This is a genomic window from Oceanotoga teriensis, assembly GCF_003148465.1.
Taxonomy (GTDB): Bacteria; Thermotogota; Thermotogae; order Petrotogales; family Petrotogaceae; genus Oceanotoga; species Oceanotoga teriensis.
In genome coordinates this window covers 1-25,383 of sequence record NZ_QGGI01000007.1, presented here as the reverse complement: position 1 = coordinate 25,383, position 25,383 = coordinate 1, and the positions used below count along the sequence as shown (strand labels likewise).

General features: G+C 26.5%; 20 protein-coding genes. 11 read left to right on the top strand and 9 right to left on the bottom strand.

Annotated features, from left to right (window positions below; all coding sequences use genetic code 11):
- Window positions 1-13: 13 nt before the first annotated feature.
- The gene (locus tag C7380_RS06085) at window positions 14-1,270 is read right to left on the bottom strand and encodes an alkaline phosphatase family protein (protein WP_109604605.1); all 1,257 of its coding nucleotides are present in this window, start codon (window positions 1,268-1,270) and stop codon (window positions 14-16) included.
- Window positions 1,271-1,403: 133 nt separating this feature from the next.
- Between C7380_RS06085 and C7380_RS06080 the strand changes: the two genes are divergently transcribed.
- Both C7380_RS06080 and C7380_RS06075 read left to right on the top strand, forming a co-directional pair.
- Window positions 1,404-3,380, top strand: a complete 1,977-nt coding sequence (locus tag C7380_RS06080; RefSeq protein WP_109604604.1) for a methyl-accepting chemotaxis protein — start codon at window positions 1,404-1,406, stop codon at window positions 3,378-3,380.
- A gap of 1,016 nt (window positions 3,381-4,396) precedes the next feature.
- Window positions 4,397-6,919 (top strand): alpha-amylase family glycosyl hydrolase, encoded by a 2,523-nt coding sequence (locus tag C7380_RS06075; protein WP_109604603.1) that lies wholly within the window; start codon window positions 4,397-4,399, stop codon window positions 6,917-6,919.
- Window positions 6,920-6,946: 27 nt separating this feature from the next.
- On the opposite strand, the gene C7380_RS06070 is transcribed toward C7380_RS06075, so the two are convergent.
- From C7380_RS06070 to C7380_RS06045, 6 genes are all read right to left on the bottom strand, one after another.
- Window positions 6,947-8,320: a beta-N-acetylglucosaminidase domain-containing protein gene (locus C7380_RS06070; protein ID WP_158274802.1), complete on the bottom strand. Its 1,374-nt coding sequence runs from the start codon at window positions 8,318-8,320 to the stop codon at window positions 6,947-6,949.
- A 17-nt stretch (window positions 8,321-8,337) separates the two neighbouring features.
- Entirely contained in the window at window positions 8,338-9,588 is a 1,251-nt protein-coding gene (locus C7380_RS06065) for a carbohydrate ABC transporter permease (RefSeq protein ID WP_240597538.1), read from the bottom strand.
- Window positions 9,588-10,463: a carbohydrate ABC transporter permease gene (locus C7380_RS06060; protein WP_109604601.1), complete on the bottom strand. Its 876-nt coding sequence runs from the start codon at window positions 10,461-10,463 to the stop codon at window positions 9,588-9,590. Before C7380_RS06060 ends, C7380_RS06065 begins: the two co-directional genes overlap by 1 nt.
- Window positions 10,464-10,519: 56 nt before the next feature.
- Window positions 10,520-11,734, bottom strand: a complete 1,215-nt coding sequence (locus C7380_RS06055) for an extracellular solute-binding protein (protein WP_109604600.1) — start codon at window positions 11,732-11,734, stop codon at window positions 10,520-10,522.
- A 23-nt stretch (window positions 11,735-11,757) separates the two neighbouring features.
- Window positions 11,758-12,879 (bottom strand): ROK family transcriptional regulator, encoded by a 1,122-nt coding sequence (locus C7380_RS06050; protein ID WP_109604599.1) that lies wholly within the window; start codon window positions 12,877-12,879, stop codon window positions 11,758-11,760.
- A 211-nt stretch (window positions 12,880-13,090) separates the two neighbouring features.
- The gene (locus tag C7380_RS06045; RefSeq protein ID WP_109604598.1) at window positions 13,091-13,567 is read right to left on the bottom strand and encodes a GyrI-like domain-containing protein; all 477 of its coding nucleotides are present in this window, start codon (window positions 13,565-13,567) and stop codon (window positions 13,091-13,093) included.
- A 119-nt stretch (window positions 13,568-13,686) separates the two neighbouring features.
- Here C7380_RS06045 and C7380_RS06040 point away from each other — a divergent pair, with 119 nt between their 5' ends.
- The 9 genes from C7380_RS06040 (at window position 13,687) to C7380_RS13495 (ending at window position 21,145) form a co-directional block, all read left to right on the top strand.
- Window positions 13,687-14,595, top strand: a complete 909-nt coding sequence (locus C7380_RS06040) for a helix-turn-helix transcriptional regulator (RefSeq protein ID WP_158274801.1) — start codon at window positions 13,687-13,689, stop codon at window positions 14,593-14,595.
- Window positions 14,588-15,550, top strand: coding sequence for a hypothetical protein (locus C7380_RS06035; protein WP_109604596.1), 963 nt, complete (start codon window positions 14,588-14,590; stop codon window positions 15,548-15,550). Before C7380_RS06040 ends, C7380_RS06035 begins: the two co-directional genes overlap by 8 nt.
- Before the next feature lie 235 nt (window positions 15,551-15,785).
- Complete coding sequence (locus C7380_RS06030; RefSeq protein ID WP_109604595.1) at window positions 15,786-16,718, top strand: aspartate carbamoyltransferase catalytic subunit; 933 nt, start codon at window positions 15,786-15,788, stop codon at window positions 16,716-16,718.
- A complete protein-coding gene (locus C7380_RS06025; protein WP_109604594.1) occupies window positions 16,715-18,010 on the top strand; it encodes a dihydroorotase in 1,296 nt (431 codons plus the stop codon). The genes C7380_RS06030 and C7380_RS06025 overlap by 4 nt, the downstream gene beginning before the upstream one ends.
- Window positions 18,007-18,714 (top strand): iron-sulfur cluster-binding protein, encoded by a 708-nt coding sequence (locus C7380_RS06020; protein ID WP_109604593.1) that lies wholly within the window; start codon window positions 18,007-18,009, stop codon window positions 18,712-18,714. The genes C7380_RS06025 and C7380_RS06020 overlap by 4 nt, the downstream gene beginning before the upstream one ends.
- Window positions 18,714-19,640 (top strand): dihydroorotate dehydrogenase, encoded by a 927-nt coding sequence (locus C7380_RS06015; RefSeq protein WP_109604592.1) that lies wholly within the window; start codon window positions 18,714-18,716, stop codon window positions 19,638-19,640. The genes C7380_RS06020 and C7380_RS06015 overlap by 1 nt, the downstream gene beginning before the upstream one ends.
- A complete protein-coding gene (pyrF, locus tag C7380_RS06010; RefSeq protein ID WP_109604591.1) occupies window positions 19,630-20,412 on the top strand; it encodes an orotidine-5'-phosphate decarboxylase in 783 nt (260 codons plus the stop codon). Before C7380_RS06015 ends, pyrF begins: the two co-directional genes overlap by 11 nt.
- Complete coding sequence (pyrE, locus tag C7380_RS06005; protein ID WP_109604590.1) at window positions 20,402-20,968, top strand: orotate phosphoribosyltransferase; 567 nt, start codon at window positions 20,402-20,404, stop codon at window positions 20,966-20,968. Before pyrF ends, pyrE begins: the two co-directional genes overlap by 11 nt.
- A gap of 27 nt (window positions 20,969-20,995) precedes the next feature.
- Window positions 20,996-21,145: a hypothetical protein gene (locus C7380_RS13495; protein ID WP_158274800.1), complete on the top strand. Its 150-nt coding sequence runs from the start codon at window positions 20,996-20,998 to the stop codon at window positions 21,143-21,145.
- A gap of 15 nt (window positions 21,146-21,160) precedes the next feature.
- Here the strand turns inward: C7380_RS13495 and C7380_RS06000 are convergent, their stop codons facing one another.
- Window positions 21,161-23,062: an HD domain-containing phosphohydrolase gene (locus C7380_RS06000; RefSeq protein WP_158274799.1), complete on the bottom strand. Its 1,902-nt coding sequence runs from the start codon at window positions 23,060-23,062 to the stop codon at window positions 21,161-21,163.
- Window positions 23,063-23,096: 34 nt separating this feature from the next.
- The gene (locus tag C7380_RS05995) at window positions 23,097-25,262 is read right to left on the bottom strand and encodes a GGDEF domain-containing protein (protein WP_109604588.1); all 2,166 of its coding nucleotides are present in this window, start codon (window positions 25,260-25,262) and stop codon (window positions 23,097-23,099) included.
- Between the last annotated feature and the right edge of the window lie 121 nt (window positions 25,263-25,383).

Here is a 25,383-nt window from a genome sequence, read left to right as displayed (position 1 = left end):
TTAAAGATAGCTTTTATTTATTGTAAAATATGAATGGAATTTCCATTTCTTCACTGAATAAACCACCATGCATACCTTTTAAAAATACTTCAAATGTACCTTTTTCATACCACCAAACTGAATTATCTTCATAAGCCAATATTACCAAATTTCCAACTTTTTTTTCAAATTTTTCAGATATATTATATCCAAAATATCCTTCATTCATCATATCTTTTGTTTTTCTTACATCGGCAATATTTTTTAACTTTTCTTTTAAGAGATTTAATACAAAATCTTCATATTCAGGTTTTATATGTAAAAAGAAGTCTCTGCAAGATCCAGAGGGGACTATTAGATTTCCTTTTTTATTTTTTTGTATATAATTTTCTATTTCAGGTATTTCTATATTTATGTAATAAGGTTTTTGAATATCAACATAAGCTTGCCCATGATCAGCACTTATTAATATTGCCGTATCTTCAGAATTTAATTTTTCTATGAAGATATCATTTAATAGAGTTAAGAAATTATGAACTTCACCATCGAATTCTTCTGAATTAGGACCATATGAGTGACATATTGAATCTATTTCAGGATAATAATAAAAGAATAGACCGTCTTTTGTTTTTATATCATTTTTTAATTTTATTAATCCTTCTGATAAAGTTTTAAATCCAATTTTTTCTGCATCTTTTAATATATAGTCATTATAAGTTGAACCAATTATTCTCGATGGTTGATAAGTGTATACATTTTTTCCATTTTCTTTTAATTTTTTATAAAAGTTATTTTCTGGGTATAGTTTATTGTTCTCATATCCATCGTTTAATAAGCTCTTTGTGTTTCTTGCATATGAGTTTAAGAGCGGCATTATTATATCATCTACCTCTGGTTCATAATAAAACCATTCATATACGCCAGATTCAGCAACACTTTTTCCAGTATGAATAGTTGTGACATGGGCAGATGTTGTTGATGGAAATTGGGAAGTTATTTTTGAGACTATTCCATTGTTAATCAATTTTTTTAGAGCTGGATATTGATCTTTGTATCTTTCAAAAAAAGACCATCCAAATGCATCTATAAACATGAATACTACTTTTTTATAGGTTTTATATTCTCCAACTGTATCTTCAGGAAGATGAGAATAATTTAAATTTAATCCAAGAAGTTTTGATATAGTTCCAGGAATATTAGCAAAACAGTATTTTTTAAAATCAGGTTTTGTAAACTTCTTAATGGAATCTCTATTTTTTTCTATTGCATCTATGCTTTTTTTATTAATCATATTTTTCCTCCTTTTTATTAAGTTATATATTATAACACTTTTTTTGTTAATTGATTTATTTTAATTAAAATATAATGTTATGGTATAATTTTATTAACAATATTTACTTTTTGTAAATGTGGAGGGATGTAAAATGAAAAAAATAAGGTTAAAGATAAGTTTGGGGAATATTTTGATTACTTTTGTTTCTTTGATCACGGTAGTTTTAATTTCTTCGTATTTTGTAAGTAATATGCTTGTAAATACTCAAAAAGAAAAGTCTTTATATGAAATAGAAAGAGTTAAGAGTTCTCTTGAACTTTTTATTCAAACAAAAGAGATAATGAATAGTAATTTTACCAATTCTTTTATGGGAGGGATAGATTTAGAGCTTGCTAAGTTTTCTAATATAATAGTTGCAAAACATATTGAAAATAATTTTGAACTTTATAAGTCTTTTATAGAAAAAGTTGAAGGAATTAATGAGAGTTTTATAATTATTAATCCTGATTTTTTAAGGGATAAAAAACTTTATTCTATTTATTATAAGGATGAAAAATTTTCAAAGAACAGTATCGAATTAAATGATTTAAATGATATAAATTATTCATGGTTTTATAATTTAAAACCTGAAAATGATGAAGTCTGGTTGTTTAGAGAGCTGGATAAATCTGTTGATTTTATTAAAGGATTTTTTTCTGAAGATGGAACTTTTGTTGGAATAAGTCTTTTGAATTTTAAAATTGATTATTTAATTAATATAATAGAAAAAGATATAAATGAAGGAACAAAATTTTTATTGGGAAATTCTACAGTTAATTTTATAGATAATAATATTAATTTGCATTATAATAAAGAGGTAAATTTTGTCATTGAAAATATATCTGGAAAAGATTATTTTCTAAATTCTAAAATATTGAATAATGGTTGGTTTTTGTCTTTATATTTTCCAAAGGAATTAATTTTTAGTCTCAGAGATAGGTATATATATATAATGTCTATGATAACTTTAATAACTGTAATTTTTTCTTTTATAATATCTTTTTTTGTTTCTTCAAAAGTTTCTAAACCAATAATATCTATATCAAAGAGTATGGAGGAATTTTCAAAGGGAAATCTTAATGTTAAAACAGATATTAAGGGAAATGATGAAATTTCGATTATGGGAAAGAATTTTAATATTATGGCAAATAATTTTAGAAGTACAGTTATTTCTCTTAAAGATCTTTTAGATTCTTTGTTTAAATCTATGCAGACACTTGAAAACACTTCTAAAAATAGTATTCAAAATTCTATAAAAATTTCTAAAGATAATAGTTTGATTGAAAGTAGTTCTTCAGAGGTATCGATTGTAGTTGAAGAAATAAGTTTGAGTATTCATGAAATATCATCATCAGCAAAGGCTCTATACCATCTTTCTGATGAATTAAGTAAATCTACTTTTGAAGGTAGAGAATCTGCTCAAAAGGGTGTAATTGGTTTGAATGATATTTCAAAATTGATGAAAGAAACTTCTGAAAAATCTATTGAAACTAAGAATAATGTCGATAATTTTATAGAAAAAATGAAGAGTATAAATGAGATTATAGGATCTATAAATGCGATTACAGAACAAACCAATTTACTTGCATTAAATGCAGCAATTGAAGCAGCTCGAGCTGGAGAAGCTGGAAAAGGATTTGCTGTTGTTGCATCTGAAATAAGAAAGCTTGCAGAACAAAGTTCTAATTCTACATTTAAGATTTCAAGTATTCTTAAAGAATTGAATGAAAAATCTAAAGCTGTTTCTAATTCTACAAATATGACAACTGAGTATATAAACAATGTTGATTCTAATATTGAAGAGATAAGCTTTAGATTTAAAGATATTCTTAAAAGAATTTCTGAGATTAAACATGATACAGATGATATAAAAGAAAGTTCTAAAGGTCAAAGTGCTTCAACTGAAGAAATAAATGTTGCAATTGAAAGAGCTTCTGAAATGATTACTAATATAGAAAGAAATATTAAAAATATTAATGTTGAACTTGATATTCAATCAGATGAAGTAAATGATGTAAAGGCTATTTCTAAAGATCTTTTAAGTGTTTATGATAGTATAAAGAAGAGTATTTCTTCTTTCGAAGTATAGTTGTTTCGTAATTTTTCATAACATTAAATTAATTAAATTTAATATATTTAATTTTTATAAAAATGAGTGATTTTTATTTTTTCACTCATTTTATTTTTTTTATTGCTTATAAATGAGATTAGAAAGGGGTTTTGCAAGTTCATTTTTAATTTACAAACTATTATTTTATATGCAATATTTGAATTTTTAGAATTTTATTTTTAAAATGATAAAGTGAAAAAAATAACTTTTTTTATAAATGTTATTTGATGAGGTTTATAGAGTTTTTGATGTATTAATTCTATTATATTTTTAATGTTAATGTAGGGTCATACCGATATTTTACATTAATTTATCTTTTAAAGAGTTCTTTGCATGTTGACGTAGGGTTATATCTATTGTTTATGATAGTGATGAATGAAAAATATTTCTCAGGAGGTAATAATAATGAAGAAAAATATATATATAAATAGAAAAGCAGAATCTTATTATGAAGGATTTAACAGATTGAATGAATTATCAGATATTTACTTAGAAGTAATTCGAAGAATATAAGGAGGTTGAATAGTATGTTTAAAATATTTAAGAAGAAAAAAGTTAGCTCTTTATATTATGATCCAAGAGAAAATTATAAGTATGAAAATTCTTACATTGATGTTTTTAGATTATACTAATTCATATACATTTAAAATGGAATCCTAATTGGATTCCATTTTTCTTTTTATATCAAATATTAATATTCAATCAATTGATTGAATATATTTTTTGTTGAAAGGTTAATAAAAAATAAATAAAAATATAATTTAAATGGAGTTTAGTTTATATAAGATTAATAAAAATATAATATAATGTATATGTTTTTAAGTGTTTTATAGTTTATTATATAGCCTATTGTTTTTGTTCATACAACCCCCCAGTCTTATAGGCTGGGCCTTTTTTTAAATTACATTTATATTTGAAGGGCTTCTCGAGACAGACTTTATAAAGTCTGTCTTTTAATTTATTTTTGAGGTATAATATACTCTGGAGGTGAATATATGTTAAATAGATTTAGGGTTTTTCTTATCATTTCAGTACTTTTTTTGTTATCTGTGATAACGTTTTCTTCAACTATGGAATCTCCAGATTGGAGTAAAAATTCTATTTATTTTATTATGATAGATAGATTTGAGAATGGAGATAATCAAAATGATGTACAAACAGATTCTGCTATAGAGTATGGCAAAACTAATGATAAGTTTAATGGTGGAGATATTCAAGGGATTATAGATAGACTTGATTATATTCAAGGTATGGGATTTAACACTATTTGGATAACTCCTCCAATTGCAAATCAATGGTGGGATGGCGAGGTTAATTATGGTGGATATCATGGTTACTGGGCAAGAAATTTTAAAGATATTGATGAGCATTTTGGAGATTTAAATTTATACAGAAAACTTGTCGATGAAGTCCATAAAAGAGGTATGTATATAGTACAAGATATTGTGGCAAATCATACGGGAAATTTTTTCGTTTATAAAGATGGTAAGTATATGAAGAATGAAAAATCTGTTCCAAGTGGTCCAGACTCATATCCTTTTAATCAGAATGATTATAATGATTTAAAACAAAGAGAGTTGAATGTATACCATTGGCCTTCTGAAATAGATCCTTCTAATGTATATGATTCCGAATTTTCTCAGTTGGATGATTTAAATACAGAAAATCCTTTGGTTAGAAGAGCTTTGAAGGATGCATACAATTTTTGGATTGAAGATTTAGGTGTTGATGGTTATAGAATAGATACGGCTATTTATGTTCCTATGGATTATTGGAATGATTTTTTTAATGGTGAGGATAATATATATGATAAAGCAAGAGATGTTGGAAAATCAGATTTTTTTACTTATGGTGAAGCTTGGTTAACTCCAGATCCATATGATAATTCTGCAGAACTTAAAATAAAAGATTATATAGATAATGGTTTTAAATCTATGCTTGATTTTCCACTTTATACAGATATGTCAAGAGTTTTTAGAGAGGGTAAACCAACCGATTTTTTGGCATTCAGACTTCTTGAAAGACAAAAACAGTATGATCCTTCAAGAATGGTTACATTTATAGATAATCATGATATGGCAAGATTTTATTCAACTTCTGATATAAGTAGTTTGAAGCAAGCCCTATCTTTGATTTATACTATTCCAGGAGTTCCTACTTTATATTATGGTACAGAACAATTATTTATAGAAACTCGTGCAACTATGTTTAAAGATGGTTTTGCATCTGGTGATAAGGATAATTTTAATTCAGATAGTCCAATTTATAATATGATAAGAGATCTCAACAAATTAAGAGTTGAAAATGAAGTATTTAGAAAGGGTAAAATAGATATTCTTTATTCTGAAAAGAATGGACCAGGGGCACTTGCTTATACTTTAACTTATGAATCTGAAAGGTATTTAGTTCTTTTGAATACGGCTCAAAATAGAAAGTATGCTTTAGGTATAGATCTTGATGTTGAAGATGGAACTAAATTAAGTCCCGTTTATATTTTAAACTTAAATGATAAAGATATAGTTTATGAGAGACCTTTGAATATTTTATTGAATAATAAATCTTTTGGAGTTTATAAGATTACAGATGAAATTGCAAAGGTTAAGAAAAGTGATTTGAATGTAATTATAAATAATTTAGAGGATAAAACTGAGTTTTCTAATGATTTTATTATTGAAGGTATTGCCAATAATGCAAAGCAAGTTAAAATAATAGTTGATGGAAATGAAAAAGAGTATAAATCTGTAGATTTGAACAAAAAGATGAATGAAAGTTTTAAGGTTTCTATAAAACTCGATGATTTTACTCCTGGTGATCATACTATAATAGTTAAGGCTTATGGAAGAATTCCTATTTATACGAGTTACTCTGAGCTTTATAGGGTTAATTTTGATATTCCTGTTAAGAATCTAGCAGAAATTTCAGATGAAATAGGTGATGATAATGGATTTAATGGTAATTATTCATATCCTTTAGATAGTACATATTCTAATCAGAATGATATAACTAAAGTTAGTATAAATCAAATAGGAAAGATGATGAGACTTAATATCGGTATGAAAGAGATAACAGATGGTTGGAATCCTTCAAATGGTTTTGATCATTTAGTATTTATGATATATTTTGATGATCCAAATAAAATAGGCCAGAAAGTTTTACCTAAACAAGATGGATTTATGCCAGAGAATAAAGATTGGGATTATATGATTTATGCAACTGGATGGATGAGTTCAGCTCATAGGTCTTTGAATAGTTCTGAAGATAATAGGGGAGAAGTTATAACTCCTACGCCAGATATAGTTGTAGATAAGCAGAATAATGAAATAACTTTTTTAATTCCTTTATCTTTATTCGAAACTGATAATGTAGATAATTGGAACGTTTATATAACAACTTGGGATTATGATGGTATAGAAGCTGTTTTAAGGAATGTGGATTTAAATCCAGAGATTTGGACATATGGAGGAGCTGAAAAAGGTTCTCCAAGAATAATGGATGATATATTGATAAATTTAAAATAAAAAGGGGCTGTTTTTAACAGCTCCTTTTTAGTATTCAACAAGTTTTATGAACCCCTTTGCATATTTTAAATATTTTAAAGGAGTTTTTATTAACTCAATACCCCCGATAAAAGTTTCTTCTTGTACCATTTTTAAAGTTATATCTTCTAAATTTTTTATATTACTTTTTACTTTGTTCATATTTTCTATTTTGGCATTTTCAAATATTTCATAATAGCTCGATACCAATGTTGATAATGCGTTTAACATTTGAGATATGGTTCTATATTCTTCAAGCCATTTTTCTATATCTTTTAAAAGATTTTTATCTAAGTATTTTTTTATTTTTTGATAATTATTTTCAATTTTTTCTGATTCATTTTTTAGAAGTAAAGAAGCTTTTTCAACATCTTTATGGTATAAATATTCGAATTCAGATATTAGGTTTGTTATGATTTCTGGATCTTTATCATTTATAGGACTTTTTGTATTGTATTTTGCAAAATGTTGGAATTCTTCACATATTTCTGGTGCAAAGTATTTTATTGTTTTTAACCAGTGTTTTTTCTCATCATATTTTTCTGGATTATTTAAATAATATGATATGTTTTTTAAACTGAATATTGATGCATAAGCTTGATTCATAGGATTAATGATTATACCTTTTGAATATTTATAAAGTTTTTTATCTCTTTTTATATATCCATCTAAATGCATTTCTGGAACCATTACAGAATCGTTTACTGGATAATTATCCCAGTATAGTATTTTTCTTTTGAAAGACTTTGAAACGTTTATGGCATCATCTACTGTTAAGTATTCAGAACATACTTTAGGACCTGTCCACATTAAATCAATTTTTCTGTTCAATTTTTCTCCAAGTACTTCATGGTATTCAACATGAGGTTTTCCCCAATATTCTGTTGGACATAGTATGAATTTTAAATTTTCAACTTTTTTTTGCAATTTTTCATATATTTTATTGGTGAAATCTGCTTGAGCTTGTGCAAGACATTCATAATTTTTAATGTCTTCTTCATGTTGTAATTTCCAAGGTATATCATCGAGAAATAATGATATTGTATTAACTCCTATGTTTACAAATTGCATATATTTTTCATATAATGCATTTAAATCATCTTCACTCGAATGAATTAAAGATAATCCTGGAGATACTGCTATTGAAACATCGACATCATATTCTTTACCAATATCTACGAGTTTTTTGAATTCATTTATAAATTCATCATCATATTTTTCACGCCATGAATCTCTGTGTAATTCATCAGCTTTTGGACCATATATGTATATATTATACCCAGTTTTTCCCATAAATTTTATTATGTCTTGTCTTTCTTTGAAAGTCCATGGCTTTCCATAGAAGCCTTCTACAACGCCTTTATATTCGAAACTATCTGACAATTTTATCACCTCTTATATTATCCTTTTAATGCTCCATCTGTTATTCCTGCTATTATTTTTTTCTGGAAGAATAAGAATGCAATTATAACAGGAATTCCAACTATTGCTGATGCTGCCATAATCAAAGGCCATTTTACACCATTTATTTTTTGAAACATTGCCAAACCTACTTGTACAGTTCTCATTTCTTTTGAAGTGGTTAATACCAAAGGCATATATAGATCATTCCAGCTTGCAATGAATGAGTTTATCCCCAATACTGCGAGAGCAGGACCACTTAAAGGCATTACAACTTTTGTGAATATTTGAAAATCATTTGCACCATCTACATAAGCTGCCTGATCTAATTCTCTCGGTAATTGCTCAAAATATTGTCTCATCAAAAAGATTCCAAACGGTGTTACAAGTGTAGGCATTATTAAAGCTTGATACGTATCTATCCAATTTAGTTTTTGCATTAGTATGAATATTGGTATTACCTTTATTTGTGGTGGAATCATATAAGTTGCGAGTACTATCATGAATAGTATTTCTTTTCCTTTAAAATCTTTTCTTGCAAAAGGATATGCAACCAATGAACAGAATATTAAATTTCCTAAAACTACCGATATAGATATTATTGTTGAGTTTAACATATATCGTCCGAAATCATTTTCTTCCCAAACAGTTTTAAAGTTCATGAATGTAGGAAATTTATATTTTAGAATTACATTATCCATGGATACTTTTATTTCTTCATCAAATAATACTTGAATTTCAGCAGTATGTTTAGTATCAACTTCTCCAAAATCTTCAGGATTTAATTCAAGTTTAACTTTTTGCCATTCATTTGGTTTTGTGTTTATTTTATAACTCACTATTTGATATTTCCCGTCAATATCTTTTAATCCTATAAGTATGTTATTCAATTTTTTATTTGGATTTATTTCTAATTCAAAATGTCTTAAATAATTTATATCTAAATCTCTTGCAAAAGAAGATATTCCAGTATTTTTTTCTTTTATATCAACCGTTATAAATTTTTTATCATTTTCTTCAAATATATCATAGTCAAATGTTCCTATTGTTTTCATCTTAGTTTTAAGAAAAAATTTACTTAATTCAAAATCTAAAAGAGTTTTTTCTTTTGTTATATTGAAAAGATCTCCTTCAGGAATTACAGCTGTCATAAATGTCATTATTAATGGGATCATAGAAAAAACAAATAATATAGAAAGGATTATTAAGTTTACTTTTGTTATTTTACTCATTTTTGTCTTTTTTTTCATCAATAATCACTCCTAAGAGCTCTTTTTTGAATAATTGTGAATATCATTATTATTATAAATAATATATAGGATATAGCTGATCCATAACCGAGCTGAAATTTTTTGAATGAAACTTCATATAGATAATGAACCATTGTTTGTGTGGAGTTCCTTGGTCCTCCACCAGTCATCGTATAAATTTCTGAGAATATTTGAAAAGATCTTATAGTGTTTATTGATATTACGAAAAAAAGAGTTGGTTTTATCATAGGTAAAGTGACTTTTGTAGCTATTTTCCATGAACTTGCACCATCTATTCTCGCCGCTTCATAAAGAGCTTCTGGTATATTTTGAAGTCCTGCAAATATAAATATTACATAGTATCCAAAGGCCGCCCACACATCCATAAACATTATGGACATCAATGCCGAATCTGGAGAAGCAAGAAAACTCCTTGCAGGCAGATCAAATCCCATCATAGTTCCCAATTTTATAAAAAGGCCATCTGCAGAATATAGGTATAGCCACATCATAGATATAACTACCATTGAAATTACAGATGGCAAAAAGAAACCCGCTTTAAAGAAGTTTCTACCTGGAAGGTTTTTATTATTTAATAATATTGCCAATATTAAAGCGATACCTATTGTAAAAGGAATTGTTAATATAACGAAAATAAAAGTGTTTCTTAAAGCTATTAAAAATACCTCATCACTGAATGCTTGTATATAGTTTGAAAAACCAACAAATATTTTTTGTGGATTTAACCCTGAATATTCTGTAAAACTTATATATACAGAAAATATTAATGGATATAATTCAAAAACCAAAAAAGAAATAATCCAGGGGGATAAAAATAGAAAGATGCTCCATCTTTTTTTGGTTTTGCTTAGCATATCGATACCCTCCTAAAATAAAGACGGGAATGACTCCCGTCCCTATAAAAATAATTTTACCATTTAGTTTCGTCTAATATTATTTGTATTCTTGTATTATATTTATCAAGAGTCTTTTTTATGTCTGCATTGTCTAATACTATTTCTTCAACAGCAGTACTTACAAGTGATTGAATATCTTCAAACTTAGGATGTGGAGATGCTGGAACAGCTGTTGCATTTTGTTCTAAGAAGATCTGTTCTAATGGATGATCTTCAAACCAAGGATCTTCAGCAGCTTTTGAGTTTGAAGGGAATATTACAGGAACTCTTTTTGTTATATCCATTGCTACATCAGCTTCAACTAAGTATTTAACAAGTCTTAATGCTGCTTCTTTATGTTTTGATTGTTTTGGTACTGTTAATACTTCTCCACCAGCGAATGATGCAGAGAATCCGCCTTTATCTGGTTTTGGAACAAAAGAAACATAGAAATTTGTTTCAGGATATGATGATGCTGTGTCTGAAATAACATTTGCACCAGTTACCAACATACCCAATTTTCCTTGACCAAAAGCAGCTTGTAAATCGTTCATCTTTGTTTTTAATGCATATTTTGATAAATCTTTATAGAATTGAGCAGCTTCAATTGCTTCTGGGCTATTCAATGTAGCTGTTTTTAAATTTTTTGTCATTATATCACCATTATTACCCCAAACTGCGGGTAAGAACCATTCTTGCCATGGTGAATAAGGTTCTCCTATTGCCATACCCATACCATATACGTCTGAACCCAATGCATCGATTTTTTTTGCAGCTTCGAGAACCTCACTCCATGTTTTTGGTGGATTTTCTGGATCTAAACCAGCTTGCATGAATAAGTCTATGTTATAGTACATAGCTCTTGTACCCAATAACCAAGGGAAACCCCAATATTTTCCATTGAATTGAACTTGATTCCAACCTACGATATCATCTCTTACGTTTTTATATATAGATAAATCTGTTAAAACACCTTCATTTGCAAAATTTGCAACCCATGTGTTTCCCAATTCGAGTACATCTGGTGCTGTACCAGCTGCAAATGCAGTAACTATTTTATCGAAACCGTTTGCCCAAGATAATTGAACGAATTCAACTTCTATATCTGGGTTTTTTTCTTCAAATTTGTCTAATATCAAACTTGCTGTATCTTCATCCATCATAAAGTTCCAGAACACTATCTTTTCTTTCGCAAATCCAAAAGTAGCTAAAAGAACTACTGTTAAGATAATAAATACTTTTTTGAACATGCTTTTCCCACCTCCAGAGATTTTTAAAAAGAGACTTTGTTAAGATGACCTTTTTTCATCTTTTTTAATATTTTTTTTGCAAAATCATAATCATTCATAAATTCATTCATAAAAGATATTGCTGAACCAATTGCTATAGTATCTACTTTGTTGTTGTCCAAAAGAATGAATGATTCTTCATGATTTTTCTCCATATTTTCGTATAATTTATTTATGAATATATTTTTTATTTTTCCTGGAATTAATAGTATATCTCCCCCAAGCACTATTTTATCTGGATTCATAAATAATGAATATTCGGATATTTTATCTGCGAGATTCGATATAAATAGTTCTATATCTTCCTTTAATGACGATTCTACAGTTTCATAGTTTTTGATATCTTCTATGCTTATAGATTTATTCTTGTATTCTGGAAGATTTTGTTTGAATTTAATTTCTCCTGCAGAATAAAAACTACCTTTGTATAACTTTTTGTTTATTACTATACCGGCACCCATACCTTTTAGGGTTAATATGTTTTCTGGAAAAAAGAACATAAAATACAAGAGATTTTGAATTTGTAGTTTTAAATATAATAGATAAGATGCAGCCCCTGAATTGGCATCATTTTCTATAAAAGTATAAATTCCAAATTCATCCTCCATAGTTTTTTTTAGATTCACCTTATGCAGTTCAAGGTTTGTAGAAAGCTTTATTAAACCGCTGTTAGAATCTATAACACCGGGTAAAGAAATACTTATTCCTAATAGTTTATTAAAATATTTTTCATATGATTTTATTTCATCTTTTAGATCTTGTATTAAACTTTGTCCAACACTACTTTTTCTCAATTCACCTTTTTTTACAATATTTCCCTTTAAATCTATCAATATTGAAAAGATTCTTCTTTTTATTATAGATATTCCAAGTACATAGAATCTATCATTATTTAATGTTAATTTTTGAGTTTTTCTTCCACCGTTTTGTCCTGCTGATATTTCTCCATCAGTTATTATTATTGATTCATCGAGAAAACCTTCAATATTTCTTGAAACAGTGGATCTATTTATTTTTAATTCTTTCGATATTTCTTGTCTTGTAAAGGAATCTTTCATCCATATTTGTCTTAATATATTATGTTGTGTTTCATTTAGATTAAACATTTCACGACCTCCAATTAGTTGCGTGCATATTGCAACTAAATAGATTCTACTACTTTATATTTTTTTATCAAAGTTTGATTTAAGGTAATTATTCGAAAATATTAAGGATTATGAATATAAAAAAAAGTTTTTTGCATAAATACTTAAAAAAATCTTAAATATAATTAAAAAATAAACCTTGAAGGACAGATTTTAATCTGTCCTTCAAGGTTTATTTTTTAATTACAGGTAAATATATATATACTTTACTTTCTTTTTGATGAGGTTTGAAATCCTCATTATAAAGTTCAAAATCTTTTCCTTTTGGATCATAAGTGTATTCTGAATTTGGTAACCATTCTTGAAATATTTTATTGAAAGTTTGACTCATAGTTTTTACATCTCCAACATGTTCAAAAACTGCATAGTATGCTTGGGGTATGTTTAAGGTTTCCATTTCTTCATAAGGTTTTTCATCATCTTCTAGGGTTACAGCTGCCATATAACTGAATTTTCCAGTTTTTTCATCATAATCATGACTTATTCCATAATATTCATTTTTTGTTTTGAAATATCCTTTTCCCCAATATTCATCAAATTTATGCCATATGTCTCCACAATCTTTTGAAGCGTTTTGCATGTCTGTTTTTGTATTGAACCCCATAACTTTTATGTCTTTTCTTGTTTCAAATTTTTTTACTTCTATCATAAAAACCACCTCCCATATAATTTCATTTTAATTATACATTTTTTGATCTGACGTATTATGTCAGTATAAAACTGATATAATTTTTTTAGATTTATTTATATTTTTTGGAGATGATTTTTATGAGTAATTTTCACAGAATACAGTGGATTGATTCTATGATTAAAAATAAAAATTACCCCACTGTGAACAAGATATCTAAAGAATTTGAGATATCTTCAAGACAAGTTTATAGAGATATAGAATATATGAAATATTCTTTGAATGCTCCTATTGAATATTCTAAAAAAGTTAAAGGTTATGTCTATTCTCAAGATTTTGATCTTCCAAGTATTTTTATAAGACAAGAAGATAAAGAATTATTATCTTTTTTGGCTGAAAGATACTCTAAGATAAATGATGATTCTGCACAAAATATAGCAGATTTATTTCTTAAACTTTCTGGCGGTGATTCTAAGGTTAAAGATTTTGATATGCCTTTTGTAGATATTCCTGTAGATATTTTAGATTTTTATAATACTTTAAATGATACTATTAAAATGAATAAAAAAATAAAAATAAATTATCATAAATATAATTCTGAAAATGATTTAAGGATAATTTCTCCGTATAAGATTTTTAAGAATAGATTTAATTATTATTTTGTTGGATTTTGTCATTTGAGAGATGATATAAGAGTTTTTAGATTGGATAGAGTTGTTGGATTTGAAGTTATAGATGAGGAAAGGTTTATTTATAGTTTTTTTGATGAATCTGAGTATAAAGATGATGAAAATAGTTTTAAATATACAAAGCCTTATACAGCCATCATAAAGTATTTTGGTGATGATGATTTGAATGGAATTAAATGTTTTAAGAAAATAGAAAATAATTTTTATATACAGTTTGAGAGTTCAAAAAAACTTATAATGGATCTTTTCTCGAGGAATAATAGATTTATAATTTTAAAACCAAATTGGTTGAAAAGAAAGTTTTTAAAGATGATTAAGGGTTTTATGAATGAGTATTCGGAGGATGATTTTTATGAATAAAAAATATTTAAAAAATGTTGAAAAAATTAATATGTGGAACTCTTTTATGGGCGCGGTTAAATCTGTTTTGAAATATAAGGGTTTTGATGATATCTCTAATTTTGAACTTTTAGGTATTTCTGGAAGAGCTTTTGATTTTGTAATTGGAACTAAATGTGATGCTGGTGGAGTAACTGTTTATGATTGGGGAAGTGAACATTTTCATCAACTCGATAGAGTAGGTATTTATTCAGATTTTAAATTAAATTTTAATAATGATTTAAATACATATAGGTATTTACAAAATGATTGTATATCTTTAATAAAAAATTATATAGATAAAGATACACCTGTTATTATATGGGCACCAACAGATATTTTAGAGTTTGGAATTATTAATGGTTATGATGATGAAGATGAAGTTTTTTTTGCAAAAGATGTTGCAAATGATGATCCAGATCCTCTTTTATATAAAAATCTTGGTTTTTCTTTAGTTCCATATTTATATATTTGTTTTATAAAAGATTTTATTAAAATAGACAATGAAAAAGCTTATAGAACTTCTTTAGCATATGGAGTTAGAGAATGGAATAAGAAATTTCATATTTCAAAGTATTATTCTAAAGGTTTAAAAGCATATGATAATTTAATGTTTTCTATCAAGGAAGGAGATTTTGATAGATTTGGATTCAAGTACTGTCTTTCAGTTTATAATGAGTCTAAAAGAGCTATTTATGACTATTTAAATTATTTAAGAGAGAAAAGTTCTTCTTTGAATATAAGTTCAGAAGTGATTGAAATATTTTTAGAAGTATCTTCAATTTTTTCTGAATTAGTTTTGGAATATCCTTTTTTAGGTCATAATGATTATTATATTATAGAAAATAAAGATAGTTTAATAAAGAAATTTGAAAGATTAAAATATATAGAGAATGAAGGTTTTAAGATTTTGAAGGATGATGTGCTTAAAATGTAAAATAAAATTAATTTTTATGTAAAATAAAAATATTTTAAAAGTGTTAGTATATATAAGAAATTGATAGGAGGGTTAATATGAACAATGAATTTAATAAAAAATCAATATTCCTCCATAACCTGTTTTTAAAACAGGGGATATCATTTTCTCTTTATGAAATCAATTATGGAACACTCATCTTTGTTTAGATGAGTGTTTTTTTTATAAAATTAAATAAATTTAGGAGGAGATTAATATGATTGCCATGAGAGCACGAAATCTCTACGATGTTGACGAATTAGAAATAATGGAAGTTTATGAACTTTTTGAACTTGCTAAAATATTCAAAAGACGAATGAGTTCACCGGTAAATAAATTGCCTATTTTTAAAGATAAGACGGTTTGTAATCTTTTTGTAGAACCGAGTACAAGGACTAAAAATTCATTTGAACTTGCAGAAAAATTTTTAGGAATGAATGTGTTAAATTTTAATACTTCTTCAAGTGCTTTATCTAAAAAAGAGACTTTAAAAGATACAGTTCTTACATTGTCATCTATGTCTATAGATCTTTATGTTATAAGACATAGAGAACCTGGTTCGCCAGCTTTTATAAGCAAGTTTACAGATGCTCAAATAATAAATGCTGGAGACGGTCTTCACGCACATCCCACACAAGCTTTACTCGATACTTTTACCATTTTTGAAAGATTTGGTTCTTTTAAAGATTTACGAATTTCAATAATAGGAGATTATTATCATAGTCGAGTTATAAGATCTAACCTCAAACTTTTAAATAAACTCGGTGCAAATATAACTGTTTGTTCACCGTCTACACTTACACCAAAATCATCTTCACTTTATAATATGAATTTTACAAATGATGTTGTTGAAGCGATTAAAGGATCAGATGTTGTTATGGGTTTAAGAATGCAACTTGAAAGACAGACAGATGGATTATTTGCCAGTCTTAAAGAGTATAATGAAAATTTTGGAATTACTGAAGAATTATTTGAAAAATATGCCAATAAAAACGCAATACTTATGCATCCAGGTCCTATAAATAGAGGTGTAGAACTTTCTGGTAGTATAGCAGATAAGCATTATTCAGTTATAAATGAACAGGTTAAAAATGGTGTTGCAACGAGAACAGCCTTGATTTATAAGATGATGGGCGGTGAAGGTATATGATAATTTTTTTAAAGAATGCTAAAGTTTTATCTAAATCATGTGATGGAATGTTTGATTTACTTTTAAATAATGGAATTATTGAAAAGATATTTTCATGTGAAGATACACCAGATTCTCTTGTATATGATGAATGTATTGATTTAAATGGAAAAACTTTAATACCTGGTATTATAGATATGCATGTTCATCTCAGAGAACCAGGATATGAATATAAAGAGACTATAGAGAGTGGACTTAAAGCTGCAGTTAAAGGTGGTGTGACTACTGTAGGAGTAATGCCAAACACAGATCCTGTTATAGATAATGAATATTTAGTAGAATATTTAAAAATGAAATCTGAATTATATGGCCTTTCAGAAATTTTGCCTATAGGAGCTGTTACTAAAAAATCACAAGGTGTTGAACTTGCACCGATGATTAATATGGCTAAACGAGGTGCAATAGCATTTTCAGATGATGGTAATCCAGTTGAAAATGCACATATAATGCTTAAAGCTCTTGAATATTATAAAATGACTAATAGACCTATAATAAATCATGCAGAAGTTAAAGAATTATCTAAAACGGGTTTTATGCGAGAAGGTGAATATTCAAATTTTTATGGGATTTATGGAATACCTTCTGTTGCAGAATCTATAATGGTTGCAAGGGATATAGAACTTGCTAAATATACAGATGCACATGTACATATAGCTCATGTTTCAACTCAAGAAAGTTTGAATTTAATAAAAAATGCAAAAAAAGATGGAGTTAAGGTTAGCTGTGAAGTTACACATAATCATTTGATATTTACAGATAAAGATTTAAAAGATTATTCTACATCTTTTAAAGTTAATCCACCATTGGCGGATGAAGAATCTCGAAATACTTTTATTCAAGCTTTAAAAGATGATTTAATAGATATAATAGTTACAGATCACGCACCACATGCTGATTATGAAAAAGAAGTAGAGTTTCAGAATGCCCCAAATGGTATAAGTGGTTTAGATACTTTATTATCCTCTCTTTTGAAACTTTCTATTGAAGAAGATATTTCATTAAAAAAACTCATAGAAAAGGTAACTTATTATCCAACAAGAATCTTTAATTTAGAAAAAAAGGGAGATATAAAAGAAGGATATTTTGCTGATTTAGTGATTTTGAATGAAAATGAAACATGGAATGTAAATAATAAAACAGTATTTTCAAAAGGTAAAAATACTCCTTTTATGGGAATGGATCTTCCTGGTGTTGTTGAATATACTTTTATAAAAGGTAAAAAAGTTTATTCGAAAGAAGATGTTTTGGTATGAACTTAGCAAGAGTTGTCGAAAACAAATCTTTTTATAATTATGGAGTTATTACTTTTAAAACCGATAAAAAATTAGATATAGAGCCAGGACAATTTTTGATGATGAAATCAAAAGATGGTTATAATCTTTCTAAGCCATTTTCTGTAATGGATTGTAAGGATTTTGAATTTAAAGTTTTGATAAGAAATGCAGGAGATTTTTCTAAGTTTTTAATAAAGCTAAAAATTGGAGAAGAACTTTTATTTAGGGGACCTTATGGTTCTCCTTTTTCTAAGTTTATAGACTTTAATAAAAAATATATTTTGATTGGAGGGGGCTGTGGAAGTGCCCCTTTAATGCATTTAAAAAAAATCTATCCAAATATTATTGAAGATAGTGTTTTTGGATTTTCTGATTATCGTATAAAAAGCATAGTTGATGATGATAATATTTTTGTTGATAGAATAGATGGAATGAATCCCGTTGATTATATTTTAAATAGAAATAAAGGAAAAGATATAAATATAATTTCATGTGGTCCAAAAGGAATGTTTATATATTTAAAGTATATAATAGATTCTTATCAAACAGCGTGGATATCTATGGAAGAAAATATGGGTTGTGGAATAGGTATGTGTAAAGGATGCCCTGTTGATACTGTGGATGGAGTTAAAATGGTTTGTAAAGATGGACCTTTATTTAATATTAAAGAGGTGATTTTATAATGAATCTTCTCGAAACAAATTTATTCAATAAAAAAATAAAAAATCCTTTTATCATAGCTTCTGGACCTTGTGGAAACTTTGAAGAACTTTCAGAAATAATAGATATAAATAATTTGGGTGGAATAACTACTAAAACAATAACAAAAGAACCCAAGATAGGTAATAAAGCTCCGAGAATAGTTAATTTGAATGATGGACTTCTCAACTCTATAGGACTTGAAAATAAAGGAATAGATTATTTTATAGAAAATGAAATTAAAAGAATAGAAGATTATAATACTTTAAAGATAATAAGTATAGGTGGATATAATGAATATGATTTTGAATATATGATAGAAAAAATTGATGATTATGATATAGATTTTTATGAATTAAATCTTTCATGTCCAAATGTAAATAAAGGTGGAGCAACACTTCTAAATGATAAAAAACTACTTTCTAAAGTTATTGAAAGATCTTGTAATTCAACAGATAAACCTATTTTTTTGAAATTTGGTTATGAAAGTAATTTAGAAGAACTCGTTAAAATAGGTGTTTATAATGGTGCTTCTGGAGTTACTTTGATCAATACTTTAAAAGGTATGAAAATAGATATAAATACAGGTAAACCTATTTTGAAAATGAAAACTGGGGGTGTATCTGGATCTTTTATAAAACCTATGGCTGTACATTGTATTTATAAAATAAGAGAAAAATTTCCATATTTACCAATAATAGGTATGGGTGGAGTTTTTAATCATGAAGATGCTATTGAATTGGCCATGGCTGGAGCAAATCTTATTGGTGTTGGGACGGCTATGATGATGGATCCAGAAATTGTTAATAAGATTATTAAAAATACAGCTTTTTATTTATCATCTAAGAATAAGAACTTTGAAGATATTGTTTCTAAATCTCATGAAAGGACTGATAATTATGTTTTATAATAGATATTTGAAAAATGTTGATCTCAGGAATTCAAGAGTTTGTGTTGGACTTGATAGCGATATAGAAAAAATTTCAGATAAATTTGGAGTGAATGAAGAAAAAATCTTCAATTTTAATAAATATATAATAGATTCTACTTATGAGAATACAAATACCTATAAATTGAATATAGCCTTTTATGAACAAATTGGATATAAGGGTATTAAAATGATGGAAAAAACAGTTGAATATATCAAAAGTACTGATACTCCAATAATAATAGATTGTAAAAGAGGCGATATAGGTAATACTGCAAAAGCTTATGCAAAATATTATTTTGATCATTTGCAAATCGATTCTATAACAGTTAATCCTTATATGGGAAGAGATTCTTTGATTCCATATCTTGAATTTAAAGATTCACATATATTTATTTTGAGTTTGACATCTAATAAAAGTGCACAAGATTTGATAATTCCAAATAAACTTCATATAAAAACTTCAAAATTGGCGAATGAATTGAATAGATTATTTGAAAATAGAGTTGGAATAGTTGCAGGTGCAACTCAAGAATGTATAGAAGATTTAGATGAAATAACAGAAAATGAAATTTATTTAATTCCAGGTATAGGTGCACAAGGCGGAGATTTGAAAGCTCTTATTAAAAGTACATATAATAAAAATATATTGATTAATTCATCAAGAGGTATTATTTTTTCTGAAGATCCAAAGAAAAGTTTGATCACTTTAAAAAATAATATTAATGAGGAGATTGATATTTATGAAAAATAATATAATGAATATTTTAGAAAAAACTGAAGCTGTTTTAAAAGGACATTTTTTGCTTTCATCTGGAAAACATTCAGATACATATATACAATGTGCAAAAGTATTGATGTATCCAGATTATGCGGAGATGTTTGGGGAGATGATTGCTGACAAATTAGATGATGAAGTAGATATAGTTGTTTCTCCAGCTCTTGGCGGAATAATAATAGGATATGAAACTGCAAAAGCTTTAGGAAAAAATTTTATATTTTCAGAAAGAAATTCAGAAGGAAATATGGATATAAGACGTGGATTTGTATTGGAAGAAAATTTGAGAATTTTAATAGTAGAAGATGTTATAACAACTGGAAAATCTACAAAAGAAGTTATAGAAGTTTTAAAAAATTATAAACCGAAAAAAATATATAAAGCTTGTATAGTGAATAGAGGTAGTATAGATGAAATAGATGGAGATAAAATAATTTCTTTAGTTGATATCAAACCAGATATTTATGAAGAAGATGATTGTCCATTTTGTAAGAATGGAGATAAACCTATAAAACCCGGAAGTAGAAAATAAATAAAACCCTCATATGAGGGTTTTATTTTGCATTATATAGATAATTTATTATATTCATGGCGATATGATATTTATTCTTTAGAAGGAAAAGAAATAATGTATTTTGGTGAAGTTTGGCATGATGGAAATAACTTTGAAATTCTTGGAAGGGCAAGCTTTGAGATTAAAATAATATAAAAAAGAAGAATCTTTTTAAGATTCTTCTTTTTTTATCATACTTGAAAATATTTCTACTATATTCTCATCAAATTGAGTTTTTTTGCATTTATAAAGTTCTTCAAGTGCTTGTTCTTTTGTCAATTTATTTCTGTATATTCTGTTGCTAGTCATAGCATCCCAAGTGTCTACAATACTCAATATTTTTGAATATATAGGTATTTGATCGCATTTTAAACCATCGGGGTATCCTTTGCCATCACATCTTTCATGATGATGTTTTACTATCTTTGCTATTTCTTTCATGCTTGTCATTTTGTTCAACACTTCATATGCATATAGGGGATGTTTTTTTATTTCATCGAATTCTTCTGGAGTTAATTTTCCAGGCTTATTAAGTATTTCATCTTTTATGAGTACTTTTCCTATATCATGTACCAAACCAGCAAGGTATATTTTTTGTATTTCTTTTTCTGGAAGATTCATTTCTATAGCCATTTTTTTTGCGAGTTTTGCGACATTTTCTGAATGGCCTTTCGTATATTTATCTTTGTATTCTATCATTTTTATCAAGGATATTATTATATCTGTTTGGGTTTTTGTCTCTATTTCATCAAATTCTTTTAAGGTCATGAACATTTTTATAAAACTATAAAAAAATTCTGCGAATCTAAATGATTCTGAAGTGAAATTGCTCTTACTTTCGTATGATGTATGTAAAGTTATATTTCCATAGAATTTATTTTCTGTTCTTATTGGTATGAATAAAGTTTTATATATATTTTTTAAATGATTTGGGAGTTGTGGATATTTTGTGGATATTTTATTTATTGTTTTTGTATTTTTTATAATTTCAACATTTTTTTTAAAATCATAATCATTTATAGATATTTTTAATGAATTCAATCCTTTTAGATCATGTCCCTTTGATTTTAAAAATATGATACGATCTTGTTCAACAGTCGATATTATTCCATAGTCAGCTTCTGGAATAAATTCAAACAAGTTATCAAAGACTTCTACAAGGAAGTTTTTTTTATCTGTTTGTTGAAATATTTTTGTTGAAATACTTATCAAATTTTCCATTTTATTCATCAATTTTTGATTTTCTTTATAACTATCTTCAATTTCTTCATTCATAGATTCTATTTCATCGAATGAGTCTTTTATTTGTTTTATCATTTTATTGTAAGAGTAGGTTATTTCTTCAATTTCTTTTATCTTATTTTTTTCACTATTATATGATTTTGTGAGGTTTATGTCAAAATTTTTCATTTCTTTGGATATTTTTTCGATTGGTTTTGAAATTTTTTTACTGAAATTGTTTATGTATATTATTCCAAGTGATATGAATATTATTGAGAATATTATCATATAGTTTTTTATTTTTTCGGCTTCTTTATTGAAATCTGAATAATAAGCCGTTGAAGTTATTATCAAATCCCATGGTTCAAAGTATTCTGCATATGATATTTTTAATCCTATAGAAGTATTTTTTGGATATTTCCAATTGTATTCTATATATCCTCCACCATTTTTTGCAATTTCTATAGTTTTTTGTACCATTTTGAATTCTGGATTCTTTGCATCAGAATAGTTATATGCATTTTGATTTTTTATTTCTGGATGCATTATTATATTTCCTTTTGAATCATATATTATATAATAGTCATTTTCTTGATCGGAAGGGATACTCGATAGAGCATTTTCTAAAGAAATTTTTGAATTTTCTTCATTTCCATATTTTTTTATATGGTCATTGTATTTTTCTTTTGCCAAAACCATCGCACTTTTTACAGAATTTTTTAATAGTATTTTCCCTTTTTCATTTAAAGCATTTTTGGAGATTTTGTAACTGTAAAACCCCGTTAGGAGTATAGAAATCAAGAATATTATCATTATAAGAATGAATAATACAGTTTTTAGTCTATATTTCATTTTTCCCCACCCCTGCATTTAATATTTTAAGTATTTAACATTTATCATCTTTTTTCATTTTTCTTTTTTCTGTGTACATTTTTTTATCGGCAAATGATATTAATTCGTCAAGGGTTATGAAGGAATTAAATTTATATTCGTAAATTCCATGTGCAACACTTATTTCATAGTCTTTTTTATCTATTTCATTTATGGTGTCAAAGTCTTTTTTTATTCTTTCCCATATCATTTCTGCATTTCTTTCTGTACATTTTGGGAATATTATTAAAAATTCGTCTCCACCCATTCTACATAAAATATCAATTTCTCTTATATTTTGTTTTATTATCATTGTTATATCTGTTAAAAGTTTATCACCAGTATTATGACCAAATTTATCATTTGTTATTTTTAGATTATTCACATCTAAAAAACATATTGATAGAGGAGTTAAATATCTTTTTGTGAATTTCATCTGTTCCTCAAGAATTATCATTCCCATTCTTCTATTGTATATTCCAGTTAATTCATCATAATTTGCATATTTTTCTAGTTTTTCTTGAGATTTTTGTATTTTAAAGAATGCATTTGCTATATTTCTAAAGGCTTCCATTACTTTTAAGGATTCATTTCCAAAATATTTTTCAGATTCGAGAGCTATATCTAAACTTATTCCAGCTATTTTTACATCGTCTATTTTTAAATCAAATGTTAGAGTTTCTTTCATTAATTTAGATCCGTCTGCAAATTCTTTCTTTGTGGATCCTTCCATATTGTTCAAGGTATATTGGTTTATATTTTTTATTATTGTAGCTCTTTCTCTTGGAATTGGATCGAATATTTCCATTTTTAAATCAAGTGCTTGAAGTTTTTCTAAATCATGACCAACACAGTCTATAAATACAATTTTATCATTTTCGTATTTGAATACACTTCCATAGTTAGCTTCTGGAGTTATTTTCATGGCACTCTTGAATAGGTCTGATAAGAATTGATCTCTGTTTGGCTTTTTTGTTATATCTATTTTTGATATTATATGGATTATTTCTTCAAATTTTTCAGTTACTTTATTTAATTCTTCAAAAGAAAATTCTAATTCTTCTTTTTGAGCTATTAATTCTTCATTATAGGCAATTAGTTGTTCATTACTGGCTTCAAGTTCTTCTTTTTGATCACTTATCAATTCTTTTGATTTTTCGAGTTCTTTAGTTCTTTCATGAATTATTTTTTCTAATTTTTTTGATTGTTCTTTTCCAATTTTCTTCTTTATATCAAAATATATATAGAAGGATAACATTAAAAACATTAATTGAACTACTCCTAATATTATTCCTATTAGTTCTAATTTTGTTATAACTTGATTTATTTCTGTTAGAGGTTCTGTCATCGCTATTATTATTTTTCTTTCATCCATACTTAAAGTTGTCCATGACATCAATTTTTGTATTGTTTTTTCATTTTCTTTCACGAAGTATGTTTCGGTACCATTTTCATTATTTACCATTTTATTTGCTAAAGTTATTATTTGTGGGTTTTCTTTATATATTTCTTCAATATTTTTTCCAATTTCATATTCATCATGATCATGAATTATTTGTTTTTTTTCATCTATTATGAATATGCTTTTCATTATATTATTTGGAAGTATTTTTATATAATTTTCTATGAGTGAGTTTAAGTTTATTGTGAATATTAAATATTTAACTTCTGAATATGTTGGAATTTTTTTTATTATTGAAAAGAATTCATAATTATCTGTCACTTTTATATTTGTTATCAGCATATCATCTATATTTTTTATAGTATCATAATTGTTTTCTATGTATTTTCTCAATTCAGAATAAATTTCAGAGTTTTTATCATTGGTCTCTTTTGAATAGAAACCGATTGGATTTAAATTTTTATCTAAAAATGTATGGGCTATTAATTCATTGTGATTCATATAGTCATCTTTTACTATTTCTGGGATGAATATACTATCTTTTATGCTTAAATGAGCATATTTTGATTTTGATAGTGTATCTATATGAGATATTAATGTGTTTATTTGAATGAACATAGATGATTTTATGATTTCAACTTTTCCAATTTGCCTCATTTTGAATTCATTTTGTTGTAATTCTATTGATTTATTTGTGAATGTTGTTATTCCAAGTGTCATTATTATTATAAAAGATAATAGTATGCTTATGAATATAATATCTATTTTGTTAAATTTCATATTGCCCTCCGTAAATAAATAATTAAATAGTATCTTTCTAAATTCTAAAAACGTTTATTTAAAGTAATTTTAAACGATGTTAAAAGGGATATTTACCTCCATAGGTTATAATTAAATTGTT

What these genes read in the sequence shown, in the direction of transcription:
- C7380_RS06085 (WP_109604605.1), bottom strand. Translation starts at nt 1,270, where the DNA reads ATGATTAATAAAAAAAGCATAGATGCAATAGAAAAAAATAGAGATTCC.
- C7380_RS06080 (WP_109604604.1), top strand. Translation starts at nt 1,404, where the DNA reads ATGAAAAAAATAAGGTTAAAGATAAGTTTGGGGAATATTTTGATTACT.
- C7380_RS06075 (WP_109604603.1), top strand. Translation starts at nt 4,397, where the DNA reads ATGTTAAATAGATTTAGGGTTTTTCTTATCATTTCAGTACTTTTTTTG.
- C7380_RS06065 (WP_240597538.1), bottom strand. Translation starts at nt 9,588, where the DNA reads ATGAAAAAAAAGACAAAAATGAGTAAAATAACAAAAGTAAACTTAATA.
- C7380_RS06060 (WP_109604601.1), bottom strand. Translation starts at nt 10,463, where the DNA reads ATGCTAAGCAAAACCAAAAAAAGATGGAGCATCTTTCTATTTTTATCC.
- C7380_RS06055 (WP_109604600.1), bottom strand. Translation starts at nt 11,734, where the DNA reads ATGTTCAAAAAAGTATTTATTATCTTAACAGTAGTTCTTTTAGCTACT.
- C7380_RS06050 (WP_109604599.1), bottom strand. Translation starts at nt 12,879, where the DNA reads ATGTTTAATCTAAATGAAACACAACATAATATATTAAGACAAATATGG.
- C7380_RS06045 (WP_109604598.1), bottom strand. Translation starts at nt 13,567, where the DNA reads ATGATAGAAGTAAAAAAATTTGAAACAAGAAAAGACATAAAAGTTATG.
- C7380_RS06040 (WP_158274801.1), top strand. Translation starts at nt 13,687, where the DNA reads ATGAGTAATTTTCACAGAATACAGTGGATTGATTCTATGATTAAAAAT.
- C7380_RS06035 (WP_109604596.1), top strand. Translation starts at nt 14,588, where the DNA reads ATGAATAAAAAATATTTAAAAAATGTTGAAAAAATTAATATGTGGAAC.
- C7380_RS06030 (WP_109604595.1), top strand. Translation starts at nt 15,786, where the DNA reads ATGATTGCCATGAGAGCACGAAATCTCTACGATGTTGACGAATTAGAA.
- C7380_RS06025 (WP_109604594.1), top strand. Translation starts at nt 16,715, where the DNA reads ATGATAATTTTTTTAAAGAATGCTAAAGTTTTATCTAAATCATGTGAT.
- C7380_RS06020 (WP_109604593.1), top strand. Translation starts at nt 18,007, where the DNA reads ATGAACTTAGCAAGAGTTGTCGAAAACAAATCTTTTTATAATTATGGA.
- C7380_RS06015 (WP_109604592.1), top strand. Translation starts at nt 18,714, where the DNA reads ATGAATCTTCTCGAAACAAATTTATTCAATAAAAAAATAAAAAATCCT.
- pyrF (WP_109604591.1), top strand. Translation starts at nt 19,630, where the DNA reads ATGTTTTATAATAGATATTTGAAAAATGTTGATCTCAGGAATTCAAGA.
- pyrE (WP_109604590.1), top strand. Translation starts at nt 20,402, where the DNA reads ATGAAAAATAATATAATGAATATTTTAGAAAAAACTGAAGCTGTTTTA.
- C7380_RS06000 (WP_158274799.1), bottom strand. Translation starts at nt 23,062, where the DNA reads ATGAAATATAGACTAAAAACTGTATTATTCATTCTTATAATGATAATA.
- C7380_RS05995 (WP_109604588.1), bottom strand. Translation starts at nt 25,262, where the DNA reads ATGAAATTTAACAAAATAGATATTATATTCATAAGCATACTATTATCT.